Here is a 17,108-nt window from a genome sequence, read left to right as displayed (position 1 = left end):
GCTCGTTCGGTGTGCGTCGGCCCGTCCGGCATACTCGACGGGTGAGCACGATTCCCGAGATCCGTACCCTGCCCGTGCCCGACGGCCTGGAGGGCGAGCGCGTCGACGCCGCCATCTCCCGCATGTTCGGCTTCTCCCGCACGAAGGCGGCGGAGCTGGCCGCGGCCGGCAAGGTCCAGGTCGACGGCGCGGTGGTCGGCAAGTCCGAGCGGGTGCACGGCGGCGCCTGGCTGGAGGTCGAGATGCCGCAGGCGCCCGCGCCGGTCCAGGTGGTCGCCGAGCCGGTCGAGGGCATGGAGATCGTGCACGACGACGACGACGTGGTCGTGATCGGCAAGCCGGTCGGCGTGGCCGCCCACCCGTCGCCGGGCTGGTCCGGCCCGACCGTCATCGGCGGCCTCGCCGCCGCCGGGTACCGGATCTCCACCTCCGGCGCCGCCGAGCGCCAGGGCATCGTGCACCGCCTGGACGTCGGCACCTCGGGCCTGATGGTGGTCGCCAAGTCCGAGTACGCGTACACCTCGCTCAAGCGCCAGTTCAAGGAGCGCACGGTCGACAAGCGGTACCACACGCTGGTCCAGGGCCACCCGGACCCGACGAGCGGCACCATCGACGCCCCCATCGGCCGCCACCCGAACCACGACTACAAGTGGGCGGTCACGGCCGAAGGCAAGCCCTCCGTGACCCACTACGACCTCATCGAGGCCTTCCGTGCCGCCTCCCTGCTGGACGTGAAGCTGGAGACGGGCCGCACCCACCAGATCCGCGTCCACATGGCCGCCCACCGCCACCCGTGCGTCGGCGACCTCACCTACGGCGCCGACCCGACCCTCGCCAAGCGGCTGCGCCTGACCCGCCAGTGGCTGCACGCCGTCCGCCTCGGCTTCGAGCACCCCGGTGACGGCCGCTGGGTGGAGTTCGCGAGCGACTACCCCGAGGACCTCCAGGCGGCCCTCGACCAGGTCCGGGAGGAGACATGGGCGTGAGCCCGCGGTACACCGTCCGGGTCGCCGGGGACACCGCCGACCGCGAGGCCTGCTTCGCGGTCCGCAAGGAGGTCTTCGTGGCCGAACAGGGTGTCCCGGAGGACATCGAGTACGACGCCTACGACGCGGTGGCCGTGCACGTGCTGGCGGTCCGCGAGGACGGGCTGCCGCTGGGCACCGGGCGGCTGCTGCACGGTGACGCGGCGGCGGCCAAGACCGGCGGGGACGCGTCGGTCGGCTCGCTGGGCCGGCTCGCCGTCAGCCGGGCGGCGCGCGGGCTCGGCGTCGGCGCCGCCCTGGTGCGCGCCATCGAGGAGGCGGCACGCGCGCGGGGCCTGACGGCGGTCGACCTGCACGCGCAGACCCGGGCCCTGGGTTTCTACGAACGCCTGGGCTACACCGCCTACGGCCCTAAGTTCCCCGACGCCGGCATACCCCACCGGGCGATGCGCCGGTCCCTGTAGACACGGCGGACCGGAGTCGGCCCGGGCCGTGACCGGGCGCCCACGGGACGTCGGCCGGCCGGGACGTCGTACGGTATCCGCAGGTCGCGATGGCAGACTGGAACCGGCCGTGTGATCGTCAACCCCCGGAGCGCCGTCCGTGGACCAGCTGGCTCTGTTGTTCGTACTGCTGCTCGGGGCCCTGGTGAGCGTCCCGGTCGGAGACCGGCTGGGAGTGCCGGCACCCGTCCTGATGACCCTGTTCGGCGGGGTCCTGGCGGTGGCCGACTTCGTGCCCAACGTCGACATCCCGCCCGAACTGATCCTGCCGGCGCTGCTGCCGCCGCTGCTGTACGCCGCCGTCCGCCGCACCTCATGGCGGCAGTTCGCGGCCAACGTCCGCCCCATCTTCCTGCTGGCGGTCGCCCTGGTGTTCGTCACGACGGTGTGCGTGGCGTTCGTCGCCCACCAGATCGTGCCCGGACTGCCGTTCGCCGCCGCCGTCGCGCTCGGCGCCCTCATCGCCCCGCCCGACCCGGTCGCCGCGACCAGCGTCGCCGGACAGCTGGGGCTGCCGCGCCGGCTGGTGTCGATCCTGGAGGGCGAGGGGCTGTTCAACGACGTCACGGCCATCGTCCTGTACCACGTGGCGATCGCCGCCGCCGTCAGCGGGACCTTCTCGCCCTGGCAGGCCGGGCTGGACCTGGTGCTGTCCGCCGTCGTCGCGGTGGCCGTGGGCCTGGCGCTGGGCTGGGGCGCGAACAAGCTGATGGACCTGCTGGGCGATCCGACGCTGCAGATCGGCATGACCCTGCTGGTGCCGTACGCCTCCTATGTGCTCGCCGAGCGGCTGCACGGCTCCGGGGTGCTCGCCGTGCTCACCACGGCCCTCTTCCTCGCCGAGTACGCCACCGGCGCCGACGACGTGATGACCCGGCTCGCCGGACACACCTTCTGGGACATCATCGACACCCTCGTCACGGGCGTCGCCTTCGGGCTCATCGGGCTGGAGCTGCACAACGCCATCCACACCGCCCAGGGCCGCTGGGGCCAGATGCTCGGCTGGGCGGCGGCCGTCGTGGGCGTGGTGGTCGTCGTACGGCTGCTGTGGCTGCTGCCGGCTTCCTGGCTGACCAAACGGCTGCACGCCCGCCGGGACTACGACGAGGAGATCCCGGTGAGCTGGCGGGAGACCGTCGTGATGTGGTGGGCCGGGATGCGCGGGGTGGCCTCGGTGGCGCTGGCGCTGGCCGTGCCGCTGCGCACCGGCGACGGCACCCCCTTCCCCGACCGGGACGAGATCGTCTTCATCGCCTTCGGGGTGATCGTCGCCACGCTGGTGGTGCAGGGGCTGACCCTGCCCTGGCTGGTGCGGCGGCTCGGGGTGCGGGCCGACTCCGCGCGGGAGAAGGAGTTCGAGAAGGAGCTGGCGGTGCGGGCCGCCAAGGCGGCCAAGCGCCGGCTGCGGGAGATCGAGCAGGTGGAGGAACTGCCTGAGGAGCTGTCCGAGCAGATGCTGCGGCGGGCCTTCGAGATCGGCATCCGGATCAGCCCGGACATGGGGGAGGAGGAGCGGCGCGAGGCGCAGCTCCAGCGGGTCAAGCGGATCAAGCGGGTGCGGCGCATCCAGAACGAGATGCTGAGCGCCGCGCGGCACGAGGTGCTGGCCGCGCGGAGCGAGCCCGGCGCGGACCCGGAGATCGTGGACCGGGTGCTGCGCCATCTCGACGTACGCAGCCTGCGCTGACGTCCGCTCAGCCGCGGCCCGCGCGCGGGAACTCGTAGGCCCTGCGGAAGGAGGTGCCCTCGGGGGAGGGCGCCTGGTGCGGCGGGAGGAACGCGTCGGCGGTGTTCACCCGGGGCAGGGCGTAGGGGTGTTCCGCGGCCAGCCAGGTGATCATCTGCTCGCGGACCGCGACCCGGACCGTCCAGATGTCGTCCGCGTCCTTCGCCGTCACCAGGGCCCGCACCTGGACGGTGCTGGGCGTGCTGTCCGTCATCTGCAGGCCGTAGGCGCGGCCGTCCCAGGCCGGGCACGCGCGCAGGATGTCCCGCAGCTTCTCGCGCATCGCCTCCATCGGCGCGCTGTGGTCCAGGTGCCAGTAGACGATCCCGGTCATCTGCGGGGTGCCCCGGGACCAGTTCTCGAACGGCCTGGAGGTGAAGTACGACACCGGCATGGTGATCCGGCGCTCGTCCCAGGTCCGGACCGTCAGAAAGGTCAGGGTGATCTCCTCGACCGTGCCCCACTCGCCGTCCACCACCACCGTGTCGCCGATCCGGACCATGTCGCCGAAGGCGATCTGCAGCCCGGCGAACAGGTTCGACAGCGTCGACTGGGCGGCGACACCGGCCACGATGCCGAGGACACCGGCGGAGGCCAGCAGGGACGCGCCGGCCGCGCGCATCGCCGGGAACGTCAGCAGCATCGCCGCCACGGCGACCACCCCGACGATCGCCGACACCACCCGCATGATCAGCGTCACCTGGGTGCGCACCCGGCGGACCCGGGCCGGGTCGTGGTGGGCGCGCGCGTAACGGGTGTACGTGGACTCGACTATGGCCGCCGCGATCCGGATCACCAGCCAGGCCGCCGCCCCGATCAGCACCAGGGTCAGCGTCCGGCCGACGCCCACCCGGTGCTCCTGGAGCAGTTCGGCCTCGTCGTAGGTCCCTCTGAGCACGGCCGCGCACAGCACCAGCTGGTAGGGCACGCGGCCGCGCCGCAGCAGGTTCCACAGCGGGGTGTCGCCACGGCTTCCGTCGGCCTTGCGCAGCAGCAGGTCCGTGGCCCAGCCGACCAGCAGGGTCAGCACCACGGCACCGCCGACCACGATCACGGGGCGGAGTATCGTCTCCATGCCTCCGAACGTAACCGGTCCCGGCAGGTCATGAACATGTGTCTTCGGGGCGCGCGTGGGTAGGCCCGTGCCGCGGCCGCGCCGGATCCGGCTGGCACCATGGCCTCATGAACATCATGCTCTTTCACTCGACCTACGGCCTCAGGCCCGCGGTGCGCGAGGCCGCGGACCGGCTGCGCGCGGCGGGCCACGAGGTGTGGACGCCGGACCTCTTCGAGGGGCACACGTTCGACACCGTCGAGAAGGGCAGGGAGTTCAACGAGGGGATCGGCAAGGAGGAACTGCTGAAGCGGGCCGTGCTGGCGGCGGCGCCGTACTCCGACCGCGGGCTGATCTACGCCGGGTTCTCGCTCGGCGCCGCCGTCGCCCAGACCCTCGCCCTCGGCGACGACAAGGCGCGCGGCCTGCTGCTCCTGCACGGCACGTCGGACATCGCGCCCAACGCGCGGGTGGACGGGCTGCCGGTGCAGCTGCACGTGGCCGAGCCCGACCCGTTCGAGCCGGACGACTGGCTGAGCGCCTGGTACCTGCAGATGGGCCGCGCCGGCGCCGACGTCGAGGTCTACCGGTACGCCGGGGCCGGCCACCTCTACACCGACCCCGGGCTGCCGGACTACGACGCGGAGGCCGCCGAGGCCACCTGGCGGGTGGCGCTCGGCTTCCTCGAGACGCTCGGGTGAGGGATCACACAGGGTCGTAGGTCCGCTCCACCTTCCGCGTGCCGCTGCGGGTGCGGTAGGAACGCGCCCAGGTGGAGCGGGCGTCCGGGTCGGTACGGTCGGACAGGACGTAGTAGTCCATCTGCGCCCGCTCGGCGGTGATGTCCAGCACGCCGTAGCCGTGCCGGTCCGTGTCCACCCAGTGGACGTGCCGGTTGGCGGCCTTGATGACCGGGGCGGCGACCGCGGAGACCGTGCCCTCGGGCACCTTGACGATGTCGTCCAGATTGTCGGAGGTCACCGACGTCACCACGAACTCGGTGGCCGCCGACGGCGACAGCGGGTAGGTGCCCGCGTCCACCGGCACGTCGTTGGCCCACGCCATGTGGATGTCACCGGTCAGGAACACGGTGTTGTCGATGGCGTTCGCGCGCAGGTGCGCCAGGAGCTCGCGGCGGTCGTCGGTGTAGCCGTCCCACTGGTCGGTGTTGAGGGCGATGCCCTCCTGCGGCAGGCCGAGCAGCTCGGCGAGCGGCCCCAGGAGGTCGGCGGAGAGCGAGCCGACGGCGAACGGCGAGATCATCACCGAGTTGCCGACCAGCCGCCACCTGGTGTCGGAGGCCTTCAGGCCGGCCTTGAGCCAGTCGAGCTGGGCGCGGCCGGTGAGCGTGCGGTCCGGGTCGTCCACCGAGCCGCTGGCCGTGGACGCCTGCCGGGAGCGGAAGGAGCGCAGGTCCAGCAGGGACAGATCGGCGAGCCTGCCGAAGCGCAGCCGCCGGTAGGTGGTGCCGGCGAGGGCCGGGCGGACCGGCATCCACTCGAAGTAGGCCTGCTTGGCGGCGGCCTGACGGGCCGCCCAGGTGCCCTCGGCGCCCTCGGTGTGGTTGACCGCGCCGCCCGGCCAGGCGTTGTCGGCGAACTCGTGGTCGTCCCAGATCGCGATGACGGGCGCCTTCAGGTGCAGGGCCTGGAGATCGGGGTCGGTCTTGTACTTCGCGTGCCGGATCCGGTAGTCGGCGAGGGTGAGGATCTCGTTCGCCGGCGCGTGCGGGCGGACCACCTTGCCCCGGGCGCCGTACTCGCCGGAGCGGTATTCGTAGATGTAGTCGCCCAGGTGCAGCCAGGCGTCCAGGTCGCCGCGCGCGGCCAGGTGGCGGTAGGCGGAGAAGTACCCGGCCTCCCAGTTGGCGCAGGAGACCACGCCGAAGCGCAGGGAGGAGACGTCCGCGTCCGCCGCCGGCGCGGTGCGGGTGCGCGCCACCGGGGAGTCGGTGCCGCCGGAAGAGAAGCGGAACCAGTAGTCCGTGGCCGGGGCGAGGCCCCGGACGTCGGCCTTGACGGTGTGGTCGGAGGCGGCCGTGGCGGTGACGGAGCCCTTGGCGACGACGTCCGTCAGGGCCTTGTCGCGGGCGACGACCCAGCCGACCTCGGTGTCCGGGCCGAGCCCGGAGCCGGGTATCGCCTCCGGGACCGGGGTCACCCGGGTCCACAGCAGCACTCCGTCGGGCAGCGGATCGCCGGAGGCGACGCCGTGCGGGAAGGCGGGGGCGTCTCCGGCGGCGCGGGCCGGCAGGGCGGCGGCCAGCGGGCCGGCCAGCACGGCGGTGGCCGCCGCGGCCTTGACGACCGTACGGCGGCGGGGCGAAAGCGGGCCGGGGTCCTGAGCGGCCCCGGCTGATCTGTATCGACTGGTCACGACCGATCAGGTTACTGATCGGTATGCTCCCGGGCGGGCGAACTCGCGAAAGTTCGCCCGCGGTTCGGCGTGTCGTCGTCAGCCCTTGAGGGCCGCCTCCAGCGCGGTGTCGAACTCCTCGACGGTCATCGGCGCGTTCTTGCCGTCGGCACCCGTCAGGGCCTTGCCGTCCATCTTCAGGGTCGGGGTGCCCTCGATGCCGTCCTTGTCGAAGACCTTGGACTCCTCCAGCGCCCACCGGTCGAAGGTGCCGTCCTCGACGTCCTTCCGGAACGCCGCGTTGCCCTTCAGGGCGGGGACCGTGTCGGCGACCTCGATCAGGTAGGAGTCGTCCTTGAACTTGTCGTCGTTCTCCTGGGGGTGCCACTTCTTGGAGTACAGCGCGGTCTTGTACTCCAGGAACGCCTCGGGGCTGACGTTCAGCGCCGCGCCCAGCGCGCTCAGCGCGTTCTTCGAGCCCTCGCCGGTCAGGCCCTTGTCGAGGAAGGTGGCGCCGACGAACTGGATCCGGAACCTGCCGGCGTCCAGGCCCTTCTTGACGGTCGGGCCGACCGTCTGCTCGAAGGTGGCGCAGACCGGGCAGCGCGGGTCCTCGTACATCACCAGCGTCTTCTTGGCGGTGCTCTTGCCGAGGAGGACCGTCGTGCCGTCCTTGCCCGAGGTGTTCGCCGGCTTGACCAGCTTGGCGTCCTTGGCGGACTCCCAGTAGGCGGGCTTGTTGGCCTGGACGACGGCGTAGCCGATGCCGCCGGCCGCGGCCAGCACGGCGACGACCGAGCCGGCCACGACCAGCTGCCGCCTGACCTTGTCGCGCTTGGCCTGCCGCTCGCGCTCCTGGCGCAGCCGCTCCCGGGCCGCCATCTTCGCCGACTGGCTGTTCCGCTTGCTCATGGTGGTGATCTCCCTGGGGACGCGCACCTGTCGTGCGCGCGATGGATGGGGGCTGACGTGCTCGGGTGCCGTCCGCCGCGCGGGAGCCGTGGCTCAGGCGAGGGCGGAGCGGGCGGAGCGGGAGCACGGTGGGCCCCGCCGTCCCAGGGAGTGCACGAGGAGCAGATCGCGGGCGGCGGCCCGGCGCGGGGCCGGGCGGGGCGGCCGGCGGGCGGGCAGCGGCCGTACGACGACCGCGGCCACCGCCAGCAGCAGCGGCCGGAAGGTGGTGGCGGCGACCGCCCGCACCAGCTGGGTCAGCGCCCGCTCGCCCCGGCGCAGCCAGGCCGCGGCGAGCAGGCCCACGCCGACGTGCGCGGCCAGCAGCAGCCAGGCGGCGCCCGGACCGGCGTGCGCGAACAGCTCTCCCGCGCGGTCGGAGCCGCCGGCCATCCGGGCCAGCGGGGAGCCCACCGGGCCCTCGCACAGCACGTCCAGGCCGACCGCGCGCAGCGGGCCGGCGACCGGGCCGCCCGCCCGGCCGTAGCAGGCGTGCTGGCCGGTGGTGAACACCGTGTCGGCGGCCAGCTCCAGCGGGATCAGCAGGGCCGCGATCCGGCCGAAGCCGCGCTCGCGCCCCGCCAGCCCGTACGCCGCGGCGAACACGCCGGCGGCGACCGCGCCCACGGTCGCCGGCGGCAGCGGGGCACGGGACAGCAGCACGTGCGACGCGGTGCCGAGCGTCACGACGAAGGCCGTGAACAGCGCCGCGCGCACGGCTCTGAGCTGGGTCCCGGATATGTCCATAGCGAAAGGAGAGTGTGTCACGTCCGTGGGTAAGGGACCCCTAAAGGATGCCTGTGAACGCGCGGTGGTTACAGCCCCGGAATCCGGCCGTTGCGGAACAGGTCCACGAAGATCTGGTGGTCGGCACGCGCGCGTGCGCCGTAGGTGTGCGCGAAGTCCGCCAGCAGGGGCGCGAAGCCCTCCTCGTCCGCCGCGATCGCCGCGTCGATGGCCCGCTCGGTGGAGAACGGCACCAGGGACTCGCCGGAGGTGTCGTCCGCCGCCGCGTGCATGGCGGCGGTGGCCCGGCCCAGGTCGGCGACGACGGCCGCGATCTCCTCCGGGTCGTCGATGTCGCCCCAGTCCAGGTCCACCGCGTACGGCGAGACCTCGGCGACCAGCTGGCCCGCGCCGTCCAGCTCGGTCCAGCCCAGCCACGGGTCGGCGTGCGCCTGCAGGGCGCGCTGGGAGATCACCGTGCGGTGGCCCTCGTGCCGGAAGTACCCGGCGACGGCCGGATCCGTGATGTGCCGGGAGACGGCCGGGGTCTGGGCCTGCTTGATGTAGATCACCACGTCGTTCTCCAGGGCGTCGCTGTGGCCCTCCAGGAGGATGTTGTACGACGGCAGCCCCGCCGAGCCGATGCCGATGCCCCGGCGGCCCACCACGTCCTTGACCCGGTAGGAGTCCGGGCGGGCCAGGGAGGAGTCCGGCAGGGTCTCCAGATAGCCGTCGAAGGCCGCCAGGATCTTGTAGCGGGTGGCGGCGTCCAGCTCGATGGAGCCGCCGCCCGGGGCGAAGCGGCGCTCGAAGTCGCGGATCTCGGTCATCGACTCCAGCAGCCCGAACCGGGTCATCGCCCGGGCGTCACGCAGCGCGTCCAGCAGCGGACCCTGCGCGGTGTCCAGCGTGAACGGCGGCACCTCGTCCCGCTTGGCGCCCGTGGCCAGGGCGTGGATCCGCTCACGGTACGCGTGCGCGTAGACGGTCACCAGTTCGGTGATCTGCGCGTCACCGAGCGCCTTCGCGTACCCGATCAGCGCGACGGACGCCGCGAAGCGCTTGAGGTCCCAGGTGAACGGGCCGACGTAGGCCTCGTCGAAGTCGTTGACGTTGAAGACCAGCCGGCCGTTCGAATCCATGTACGTGCCGAAGTTCTCCGCGTGCAGGTCGCCGTGGATCCACACCCGCGAGGTGCGCTCGTCCAGGTACGGACCGCCGCGCTTGTCGGCGTCGAGGTCGTGGTAGAAGAGGCAGGCCGTGCCCCGGTAGAACGCGAAGGCCGAGGCCGCCATCTTCCGGAACTTCACCCGGAACGCGGCCGGGTCGGCGGCCAGGAGCCGGCCGAAAGCGGTGTCGAAGACGGCGAGGATCTCCTCGCCGCGCTGCTCCTCGTCGAGCTGGGGGACCGACATCGCGGGGTGCCTCCTGGTGCATGTGTACGACAGCGTTTCTGCCGACTCCAACGCACGACGGTACGCGCACGTGCCCGACGACTGTCAGCGGCGAGGCATAGACTTCGACGCTGACCCCAGAACTGTCCGCCAGACCGTCGCCCAGTGTTTCCCCGGAGGCTCAACCGTGTCGAAGCCGCCCTTCACGCACCTGCACGTCCACACCCAGTACTCGCTGCTGGACGGTGCCGCGCGGCTGAAGGACATGTTCAATGCCTGCAATGAAATGGGCATGACGCACATCGCCATGTCCGACCACGGCAACCTGCACGGCGCGTACGACTTCTTCCATTCCGCGAAAAAGGCCGGAATCACCCCGATCATCGGGATCGAGGCCTATGTCGCCCCGGAGTCCCGGCGCAACAAGCGGAAGATCCTCTGGGGCCAGCCGCACCAGAAGCGGGACGACATCTCCGGCTCCGGTGGTTACACCCACAAGACGATGTGGGCGGTGAACAGGACCGGGCTGCACAACCTCTTCCGGCTCTCCTCCGACGCCTACGCCGAGGGCTGGCTGCAGAAGTGGCCCCGGATGGACAAGGAGACCATCGCCAAGTGGTCCGAGGGCATCGTCGCCTCCACCGGCTGCCCCTCCGGCGAGGTGCAGACCCGGCTGCGCCTCGGCCACTTCGACGAGGCCCTGAAGGCCGCCGCCGAATACCAGGACATCTTCGGCAAGGACAAGTACTTCCTGGAGCTGATGGACCACGGCATCGAGATCGAGCGCCGGGTCCGCGACGGCCTGCTGGAGATCGGCAAGAAGCTCGGCATCCCCCCGCTGGTCACCAACGACTCGCACTACACCTACGCGCACGAGGCGGGCGCCCACGACGCCCTGCTGTGCATCCAGACCGGCAAGAACCTCTCCGACCCCGACCGCTTCAAGTTCGACGGCACCGGCTACTACCTGAAGTCCACGGACGAGATGTACGCCATCGACTCCTCGGACGCCTGGCAGGAGGGCTGCGCCAACACGCTCCTCGTCGCCGAGATGGTGGACACCGACGGCATGTTCGAGAAGCGCGACCTCATGCCCAAGTTCGACATCCCCGAGGGCTACACCGAGGTCACCTGGTTCAAGGAGGAGGTCCGCCGCGGCATGGAGCGCCGCTTCCCGGGCGGCATCCCCGAGGACCGCCAGAAGCAGGCCGAGTACGAGATGGACACCATCATCTCGATGGGCTTCCCCGGCTACTTCCTCGTGGTCGCCGACTTCATCATGTGGGCCAAGAAGCAGGGCATCGCGGTCGGCCCCGGCCGAGGCTCCGCCGCCGGCTCGATCGTCGCCTACGCGCTCGGCATCACCGACCTCGACCCGATCCCGCACGGCCTGATCTTCGAGCGGTTCCTCAACCCCGAGCGCATCTCGATGCCCGATGTCGACATCGACTTCGACGAGCGCCGGCGCGTCGAGGTGATCCGGTACGTGACCGAGAAGTACGGCGCCGACAAGGTCGCCATGATCGGCACCTACGGCACCATCAAGGCCAAGAACGCGATCAAGGACTCCGCGCGCGTGCTGGGCTACCCGTACGCGATGGGCGACCGCATCACCAAGGCCATGCCCGCCGACGTCCTCGGCAAGGGCATCCCGCTGTCCGGCATCACCGACCCCGCGCACCCCCGCTACAGCGAGGCCGGCGAGGTCCGCGCGATGTACGAGAACGAGCCGGACGTGAAGAAGGTCATCGACACCGCGCGCGGTGTGGAGGGCCTGGTCCGCCAGATGGGCGTGCACGCCGCCGGCGTGATCATGTCCAGCGAGACCATCACCGAGCACGTCCCGGTGTGGGTGAGGCACACCGACGGCGTGACCATCACCCAGTGGGACTACCCGAGCTGCGAGTCGCTCGGCCTGCTGAAGATGGACTTCCTGGGCCTGCGCAACCTCACGATCATGGACGACGCGGTCAAGATGGTGAAGGCCAACAAGGGCCTCGACATCGACCTGCTGTCCCTGCCGCTGGACGACCCCACGACCTTCGAACTGCTCCAGCGCGGCGACACCCTCGGCGTCTTCCAGTTCGACGGCGGCCCCATGCGCTCCCTGCTCCGGCTGATGAAGCCGGACAACTTCGAGGACATCTCCGCCGTCTCGGCCCTGTACCGGCCGGGCCCGATGGGCATGAACTCGCACACGAACTACGCGCTGCGCAAGAACGGGCAGCAGGAGATCACGCCGATCCACCCGGAGCTGGAGGAGCCGCTCAAGGAGGTCCTGGACGTCACCTACGGCCTGATCGTCTACCAGGAGCAGGTGCAGAAGGCCGCCCAGATCATCGCCGGCTACTCGCTCGGCGAGGCCGACATCCTCCGCCGCGTGATGGGCAAGAAGAAGCCGGAGGAGCTGGAGAAGAACTTCGTCATCTTCCAGGCCGGCGCCCGCAAGAACGGCTACAGCGACGAGGCCATCCAGGCGCTGTGGGACGTGCTGGTCCCGTTCGCCGGCTACGCCTTCAACAAGGCGCACTCGGCCGCGTACGGCCTGGTGTCGTACTGGACGGCGTACCTGAAGGCGAACCACCCCGCCGAGTACATGGCCGCCCTGCTCACCTCCGTCAAGGACGACAAGGACAAGTCGGCGGTCTACCTCAACGAGTGCCGACGCATGGGCATCCGGGTGCTCCCGCCGAACGTCAACGAGTCGGAGGCGAACTTCGCCGCCCAGGGCGACGACGTGATCCTCTTCGGCCTGTCCGCCGTCCGCAACGTCGGCACCAACGTCGTCGAGTCGATCATCAAGTGCCGCAAGGCGAAGGGGAAGTACACCTCCTTCCCCGACTACCTCGACAAGGTCGAGGCGGTGGTCTGCAACAAGCGCACCACCGAATCGCTGATCAAGGCCGGCGCCTTCGACTCCATGGGCCACACCCGCAAGGGACTCACGGCGCAGTACGAGCCGATGATCGACAACGTGGTCGCGGTCAAGCGCAAGGAGGCCGAGGGCCAGTTCGACCTCTTCGGCGGCATGGGCGAGGAGACCAGCAGCGAGCCCGGCTTCGGGCTCGACGTGGAGTTCTCCACCGACGAGTGGGACAAGACCTATCTGCTCGCCCAGGAGCGGGAGATGCTCGGTCTGTACGTCTCCGACCACCCCCTCTTCGGTCTGGAGCACGTCCTCGCCGACAAGGCCGACGCGGGCATCTCCCAGCTCACCGGCGGCGAGCACGCCGACGGCGCGGTGGTCACCATCGGCGGCATCATCTCCGGCCTCCAGCGCAAGATGACCAAGCAGGGCAACGCCTGGGCCATCGCCACCGTGGAGGACCTCGCCGGCTCCATCGAGTGCATGTTCTTCCCGGCCACCTACCAGCTCGTGTCGACCCAACTCGTCGAGGACGCCGTGGTGTTCGTCAAGGGCCGGCTCGACAAGCGGGAGGACGTGCCCCGGCTCGTCGCCATGGAGCTGATGGTCCCGGACCTGTCCAACGTGGGCGCCAACGCTCCCGTGGTGCTCACCATCCCGGCGGTCAAGGTGACCCCGCCGATGGTCAGCCGCCTCGGCGAGATCCTCAGCCACCACAAGGGCGACAGCGAGGTCCGGATCATGCTCCAGGGCCCGCGCAAGACCACCGTGCTGCGCCTGGACCGGCACCGGGTCAAGCCCGACCCGGCCCTGTACGGCGACCTGAAGGTGCTCCTCGGCCCGTCCTGCCTGGCCGGCTGAGACCCGCACCGGGAACGCCGCGGTCACCGCGGCGGAAAGGGGGCGCACCCGGCACGGGTGCGCCCCTCACATGTGCCCGGGCTCCAACTGCCCTTTAGTTGTGGCCGAAGCTCTTCTGCTTCTTGCGCGCGCCCTCCGCCGGGCCGCCCTGGATGTGGGAGACCGGCGACTCGTGCTCCTCCGCCGGGGGCCGCTGCGGGTGCTCGCCCTGCTGCGCGCGGTTCTTCGGGCCGGCCTGCTTGCGGTTCTTGTTCTTGGCCATGGTGGTGCCTCCTGTGGGGGATCTAGGGGCCAGGGCCGGGACCAGATTCACATATGCCGACAACAGCCGCATGTCGGATAATTACCGTCTGTGACAGGGCGGGTGGACGGACGAGAACCGGAAACGCCACGCCGAAGATCGAGTTCGGGCCGTTAAGCTCCGCGCGGTCGGGCAGACTCGAAGCAAGTCCGAAGCAAAGCCTCCCGGGAAGAGGGTGAGTCGCGTGGACCGCTGCATCGTCCTGGTGGACGCCGGGTACCTGCTGGGCGCCGCCGCCAGCCTCCTCGCGGGTGAGCCCTCGCGGTCCCGGATCACCGTCGACCACACCGCGCTGATCCAGGCGCTGCGCGAACGGGCGGAGTCCGACACCGAGCGCCCGCTGCTGCGCATCTACTGGTTCGACGGCGCCCCCGACCGGGTTCCCCAGCCGGAGCACCGCCGGCTGCGCGTGATGCCCCGGGTCACCGTCCGGCTGGGCGCCCTGACCCGCAGCGACGGACGCTGGGCGCAGAAGGGCGTGGACGCCGCCATGCACGCCGAACTGACCGAACTGGCCCGCAACCGCGCCTGTTCCGACGTCGTCCTGGTCACCGGCGACGGCGATCTGCTGCCCGGCATGATGGCCGCCAAGGAGCACGGCGTCGCCGTCCACCTGTGGGCCGTGCAGGCCGCCGACGGCGACTACAACCAGTCCGAGGACCTGGTCGCCGAGGCCGACGAGCGGCGGGTGCTGGACCGCGCCTGGATCACCCAGGCCGTCCGCGCCAAGGAGCTGACCGGCGTGTGCCCCCCGCCGCCCGCGCCCCGCCCCGAGATCGCCGCGATCCTCTCCGCGCCCCTGCCCGAGTCCGCGCTCACGGCGGCCGAACGGCCCGCCGAACAGCCCGCGCACCCCCCGGCCGCCACGGCGACGCGGAACGGCACCCCCGAACGGGTCCCCGCGGCCAAGGGCGTCCCCACCCCCAAGGACCTGGCCGCGCTGCGCGCACCCGGCGCCCAGAGCGCGCAGCACCCGACGACCGCGACCCTGCGCTGGTCCTCCGACAAGGGCTGGGTCGACCGGCCGGGCGTGGCCGCCGAGCCCCCCGAGGCCGCCTCCCTGCCCACCCTGGCCCAGCTCACCACCGCCGAACAGCGGTGGGCCGACCGGGAGGAGGACATCACCACCGTCGGCGGCGATCCGTACGAGGTGGGGCAGGTCTTCGCCCGCCGCTGGATCTCCCGCCTCGGCGACCAGGGGCACTTGCAGCGCCTGTCGCAGATGTACCCGCGCATCCCGCACCGGATCGACGGCGAGCTGCTGCGGTACGCGGCCCGGTTCGGGCTGCTCGCGCACAAGGACGACCAGATCGACGAGCACGACCGTTACGCCATCCGGGCGGGGTTCTGGCGCGAGTTCGACATCCCGGCGGCCGCCGAACAGCACGCGCCCGCCGCCGACTGAAGCCGCGGGAGCCGCCCCCAAAGGCGAGTAAAGCGCCCGGACCCCGTACTCTCGTCCCTTGTGATGACGCGCGCGGGAGAGGCACTCGGGTACGACGCGGTCGTACGCGTGCGCGGGCTCGGCAAGACCTACCCGGCCGTCCGGGGGCGGCGCGGCACTCCCGGCACCCCCGAGGTGCGGGCCACCGACGGGGTGGAGCTGGACGTGCGGCGCGGCGAGGTGTTCGGGCTGCTCGGCCCGAACGGCGCCGGCAAGTCCACCCTCGTCCGGCAGCTCACCGGGCTGCTGCGGCCGGACACGGGCAGCGTGGAGATCCTCGGCCACGACATCGTCCGGCACCCCGAGCGGGCCGCCCGGATCCTCGCCTACCTCGGCCAGGAGTCCAGCGCCCTGGACGAGCTGACCGTCTCCCTCGCCGCCGAGACCACCGGACGCCTGCGCGGCCTGGACGTACGGCGGGCCCGGGCCGAACGGGACGCCGTGCTGGAGGAGCTGGGGCTGACCCCGATCGCCGGCCGGGCGCTGAAGAAGCTGTCCGGCGGGCAGCGGCGGCTCGCCTGCTTCGCCGCCGCCCTGGTGGGCCGGCGCCCGCTGCTCGTGCTGGACGAGCCGACCACCGGCATGGACCCGGTGGCCCGGCGCGCGGTGTGGGCGGCCGTGGACCGGCGGCGGGCCGAGCACGGCACGACCGTGCTGCTGGTCACCCACAACGTCATCGAGGCCGAGACGGTGCTGGACCGGGTCGCCGTGCTCGACCAGGGCCGGGTCATCGCCTGCGACACCCCCGCCGGGCTCAAGGCGCGGGTCGCCGGCGAGGTGCGGGTGGAGCTGGTGTGGCGCGAGCGGGCGCCGCTGGAGGTGCCCGAGGTGGCCGTGCTGCGCGAGCGGGCGGCGGAGTCCGGCCGGCGCTGGACGCTGCGGCTCGCGCCCGAGGAGGCCCGCGCCGTCGTCGCCACGGTGACCGGCGGGGCCGCCTTCGCCGCCCTGGACGACTTCACGCTCGCCACGCCCAGCCTGGAGGACGTCTATCTCGAGCTGGGCGGGGCGGCCCGGCAGGGACTGGTGAGGGCGTGAGCGAACGGGCCCCGCAGCGCGTCGGGGTCTGTGCCGCCGCCGTAGGGAAGAGGAGCAGCTCGTCGTGAGTGTCGTACCCGCCGAGGTCCTGCCCGGCGGCCCCCGGGCCGTACCGGAGCCGGCGCCGCACGCGGCCGAGCTCGGGCCGCGTGCGCGGCTGTGGCCGTCGCTGGTGGCCGTCTACCGGGCGCAGCTGTCCCGGGCCCGGGTGGCACGGATCCCGCTGCTGTTCGTGGCGACCTTCCAGTCCGTCGGCATCGCCGTGATGATGCGCGGGGTGGTCGACAGCGGCCACGAGGCCCAGTCCGTGGTGGCCGGGTCGTCGGTGCTGGTCGTCGCCTACGTGGCGCTGAACCTGCTGTCGCAGTACTTCGGGCAGCTGCGGGCCAGCGGCGGACTCGACCACTACGCCACACTGCCGGTGCCGCCGGCGGCGGTGGTGCTGGGCGCGGCGGCGGCCTACGCCTCCTTCACCGTGCCGGGCACCCTGGTCACCGCCGTCTTCGGCTGTGTGCTGTTCGGGCTGCCGCTGACCAACCTGTGGGTCCTGCTGGCCGTCATCCCGCTCGCCGGGGCCGCGCTGGCCGGGCTCGGCGCCGCCTGCGGGCTGCTCGCGCCCCGGCCGGAGCTGGCCACGCTGCTCGGCCAGCTGGGCATGTCGGCGGCGCTGCTGCTGGGCGTGCTGCCGGCCGACCGGATGCCCCAGGCGGTCCGGCTGGCCCGCGACCTGCTGCCCTCGACCTACGGCGTGGAGGCGTACGCGCGCACCTTCGGGGACCATCCCGACTGGGTGCTGGTCCTGGTTGACCTGGGCGTGTGCGCGGGCGTCGGCGTCATCTCGCTGGCCGTGGCGACCCGGGCCTACCGCAGGGCCGCCGTCCGGTGACGCGGCGCACAGCGCGACCT

General features: G+C 71.9%; 14 protein-coding genes. 8 read left to right on the top strand and 6 right to left on the bottom strand.

The features are described from left to right. The first annotated feature begins 41 nt into the window (after positions 1–41). The 3 genes from ACZ4W9_RS10605 to ACZ4W9_RS10595 all read left to right on the top strand — a co-directional run bounded on the left by ACZ4W9_RS10605 (position 42) and on the right by ACZ4W9_RS10595 (position 3,176). Entirely contained in the window at positions 42–986 is a 945-nt protein-coding gene (locus ACZ4W9_RS10605) for an RluA family pseudouridine synthase (protein ID WP_467934634.1), read from the top strand. Then, positions 977–1,450, top strand: coding sequence for a GNAT family N-acetyltransferase (locus tag ACZ4W9_RS10600; protein WP_467934633.1), 474 nt, complete (start codon positions 977–979; stop codon positions 1,448–1,450). Before ACZ4W9_RS10605 ends, ACZ4W9_RS10600 begins: the two co-directional genes overlap by 10 nt. Positions 1,451–1,589: 139 nt before the next feature. Further along, positions 1,590–3,176: a Na+/H+ antiporter gene (locus tag ACZ4W9_RS10595; protein WP_467934631.1), complete on the top strand. Its 1,587-nt coding sequence runs from the start codon at positions 1,590–1,592 to the stop codon at positions 3,174–3,176. Between the two features lie 7 nt (positions 3,177–3,183). Here ACZ4W9_RS10595 and ACZ4W9_RS10590 read toward each other — a convergent pair whose 3' ends face one another. Beyond that, positions 3,184–4,290, bottom strand: a complete 1,107-nt coding sequence (locus tag ACZ4W9_RS10590; protein WP_467934630.1) for a mechanosensitive ion channel family protein — start codon at positions 4,288–4,290, stop codon at positions 3,184–3,186. Between the two features lie 107 nt (positions 4,291–4,397). On the opposite strand from ACZ4W9_RS10590, the gene ACZ4W9_RS10585 reads away from it, so the two are divergent. Continuing rightward, the gene (locus ACZ4W9_RS10585; protein WP_467934628.1) at positions 4,398–4,970 is read left to right on the top strand and encodes a dienelactone hydrolase family protein; all 573 of its coding nucleotides are present in this window, start codon (positions 4,398–4,400) and stop codon (positions 4,968–4,970) included. A 4-nt stretch (positions 4,971–4,974) separates the two neighbouring features. Here ACZ4W9_RS10585 and ACZ4W9_RS10580 read toward each other — a convergent pair whose 3' ends face one another. From ACZ4W9_RS10580 to ACZ4W9_RS10565, 4 genes are all read right to left on the bottom strand, one after another. Continuing rightward, the gene (locus ACZ4W9_RS10580) at positions 4,975–6,645 is read right to left on the bottom strand and encodes an alkaline phosphatase D family protein (protein WP_467934627.1); all 1,671 of its coding nucleotides are present in this window, start codon (positions 6,643–6,645) and stop codon (positions 4,975–4,977) included. Between the two features lie 78 nt (positions 6,646–6,723). Next, positions 6,724–7,536 carry a thioredoxin domain-containing protein gene (locus ACZ4W9_RS10575; RefSeq protein ID WP_467934626.1) on the bottom strand — a complete coding sequence of 271 codons (813 nt, stop codon included), beginning with the start codon at positions 7,534–7,536 and terminating at the stop codon, positions 6,724–6,726. 93 nt (positions 7,537–7,629) lie between these two features. Beyond that, positions 7,630–8,322, bottom strand: a complete 693-nt coding sequence (locus ACZ4W9_RS10570) for a hypothetical protein (protein WP_467934624.1) — start codon at positions 8,320–8,322, stop codon at positions 7,630–7,632. A 68-nt stretch (positions 8,323–8,390) separates the two neighbouring features. Next, the gene (locus tag ACZ4W9_RS10565; RefSeq protein ID WP_467934623.1) at positions 8,391–9,716 is read right to left on the bottom strand and encodes a DUF2252 domain-containing protein; all 1,326 of its coding nucleotides are present in this window, start codon (positions 9,714–9,716) and stop codon (positions 8,391–8,393) included. A gap of 166 nt (positions 9,717–9,882) precedes the next feature. On the opposite strand from ACZ4W9_RS10565, the gene dnaE reads away from it, so the two are divergent. Beyond that, positions 9,883–13,422 (top strand): DNA polymerase III subunit alpha, encoded by a 3,540-nt coding sequence (gene dnaE / locus ACZ4W9_RS10560; RefSeq protein ID WP_467934622.1) that lies wholly within the window; start codon positions 9,883–9,885, stop codon positions 13,420–13,422. Between the two features lie 94 nt (positions 13,423–13,516). Here the strand turns inward: dnaE and ACZ4W9_RS10555 are convergent, their stop codons facing one another. Beyond that, complete coding sequence (locus tag ACZ4W9_RS10555) at positions 13,517–13,684, bottom strand: hypothetical protein (protein ID WP_467934620.1); 168 nt, start codon at positions 13,682–13,684, stop codon at positions 13,517–13,519. Between the two features lie 223 nt (positions 13,685–13,907). Here ACZ4W9_RS10555 and ACZ4W9_RS10550 point away from each other — a divergent pair, with 223 nt between their 5' ends. The 3 genes from ACZ4W9_RS10550 to ACZ4W9_RS10540 all read left to right on the top strand — a co-directional run bounded on the left by ACZ4W9_RS10550 (position 13,908) and on the right by ACZ4W9_RS10540 (position 17,088). After that, positions 13,908–15,128: an NYN domain-containing protein gene (locus tag ACZ4W9_RS10550; RefSeq protein ID WP_467934619.1), complete on the top strand. Its 1,221-nt coding sequence runs from the start codon at positions 13,908–13,910 to the stop codon at positions 15,126–15,128. 63 nt (positions 15,129–15,191) lie between these two features. Continuing rightward, the gene (locus tag ACZ4W9_RS10545) at positions 15,192–16,202 is read left to right on the top strand and encodes an ABC transporter ATP-binding protein (RefSeq protein WP_467934618.1); all 1,011 of its coding nucleotides are present in this window, start codon (positions 15,192–15,194) and stop codon (positions 16,200–16,202) included. Positions 16,203–16,266: 64 nt separating this feature from the next. Then, positions 16,267–17,088, top strand: coding sequence for an ABC transporter permease (locus tag ACZ4W9_RS10540; RefSeq protein WP_467934616.1), 822 nt, complete (start codon positions 16,267–16,269; stop codon positions 17,086–17,088). Positions 17,089–17,108 lie beyond the last annotated feature (20 nt).

It is taken from the genome of Streptomyces sp. NPDC029296, from assembly GCF_055569255.1.
This window is presented reverse-complemented; position numbering and strand designations above follow the sequence as displayed.

Excerpts from the sequence above, each read along its gene's own strand:
- ACZ4W9_RS10545 (WP_467934618.1), top strand. The coding sequence starts at position 15,192 with ATGACGCGCGCGGGAGAGGCACTCGGGTACGACGCGGTCGTACGCGTG.
- ACZ4W9_RS10600 (WP_467934633.1), top strand. The coding sequence starts at position 977 with ATGGGCGTGAGCCCGCGGTACACCGTCCGGGTCGCCGGGGACACCGCC.
- ACZ4W9_RS10585 (WP_467934628.1), top strand. The coding sequence starts at position 4,398 with ATGAACATCATGCTCTTTCACTCGACCTACGGCCTCAGGCCCGCGGTG.
- ACZ4W9_RS10565 (WP_467934623.1), bottom strand. The coding sequence starts at position 9,716 with ATGTCGGTCCCCCAGCTCGACGAGGAGCAGCGCGGCGAGGAGATCCTC.
- ACZ4W9_RS10575 (WP_467934626.1), bottom strand. The coding sequence starts at position 7,536 with ATGAGCAAGCGGAACAGCCAGTCGGCGAAGATGGCGGCCCGGGAGCGG.
- ACZ4W9_RS10555 (WP_467934620.1), bottom strand. The coding sequence starts at position 13,684 with ATGGCCAAGAACAAGAACCGCAAGCAGGCCGGCCCGAAGAACCGCGCG.
- ACZ4W9_RS10570 (WP_467934624.1), bottom strand. The coding sequence starts at position 8,322 with ATGGACATATCCGGGACCCAGCTCAGAGCCGTGCGCGCGGCGCTGTTC.
- ACZ4W9_RS10590 (WP_467934630.1), bottom strand. The coding sequence starts at position 4,290 with ATGGAGACGATACTCCGCCCCGTGATCGTGGTCGGCGGTGCCGTGGTG.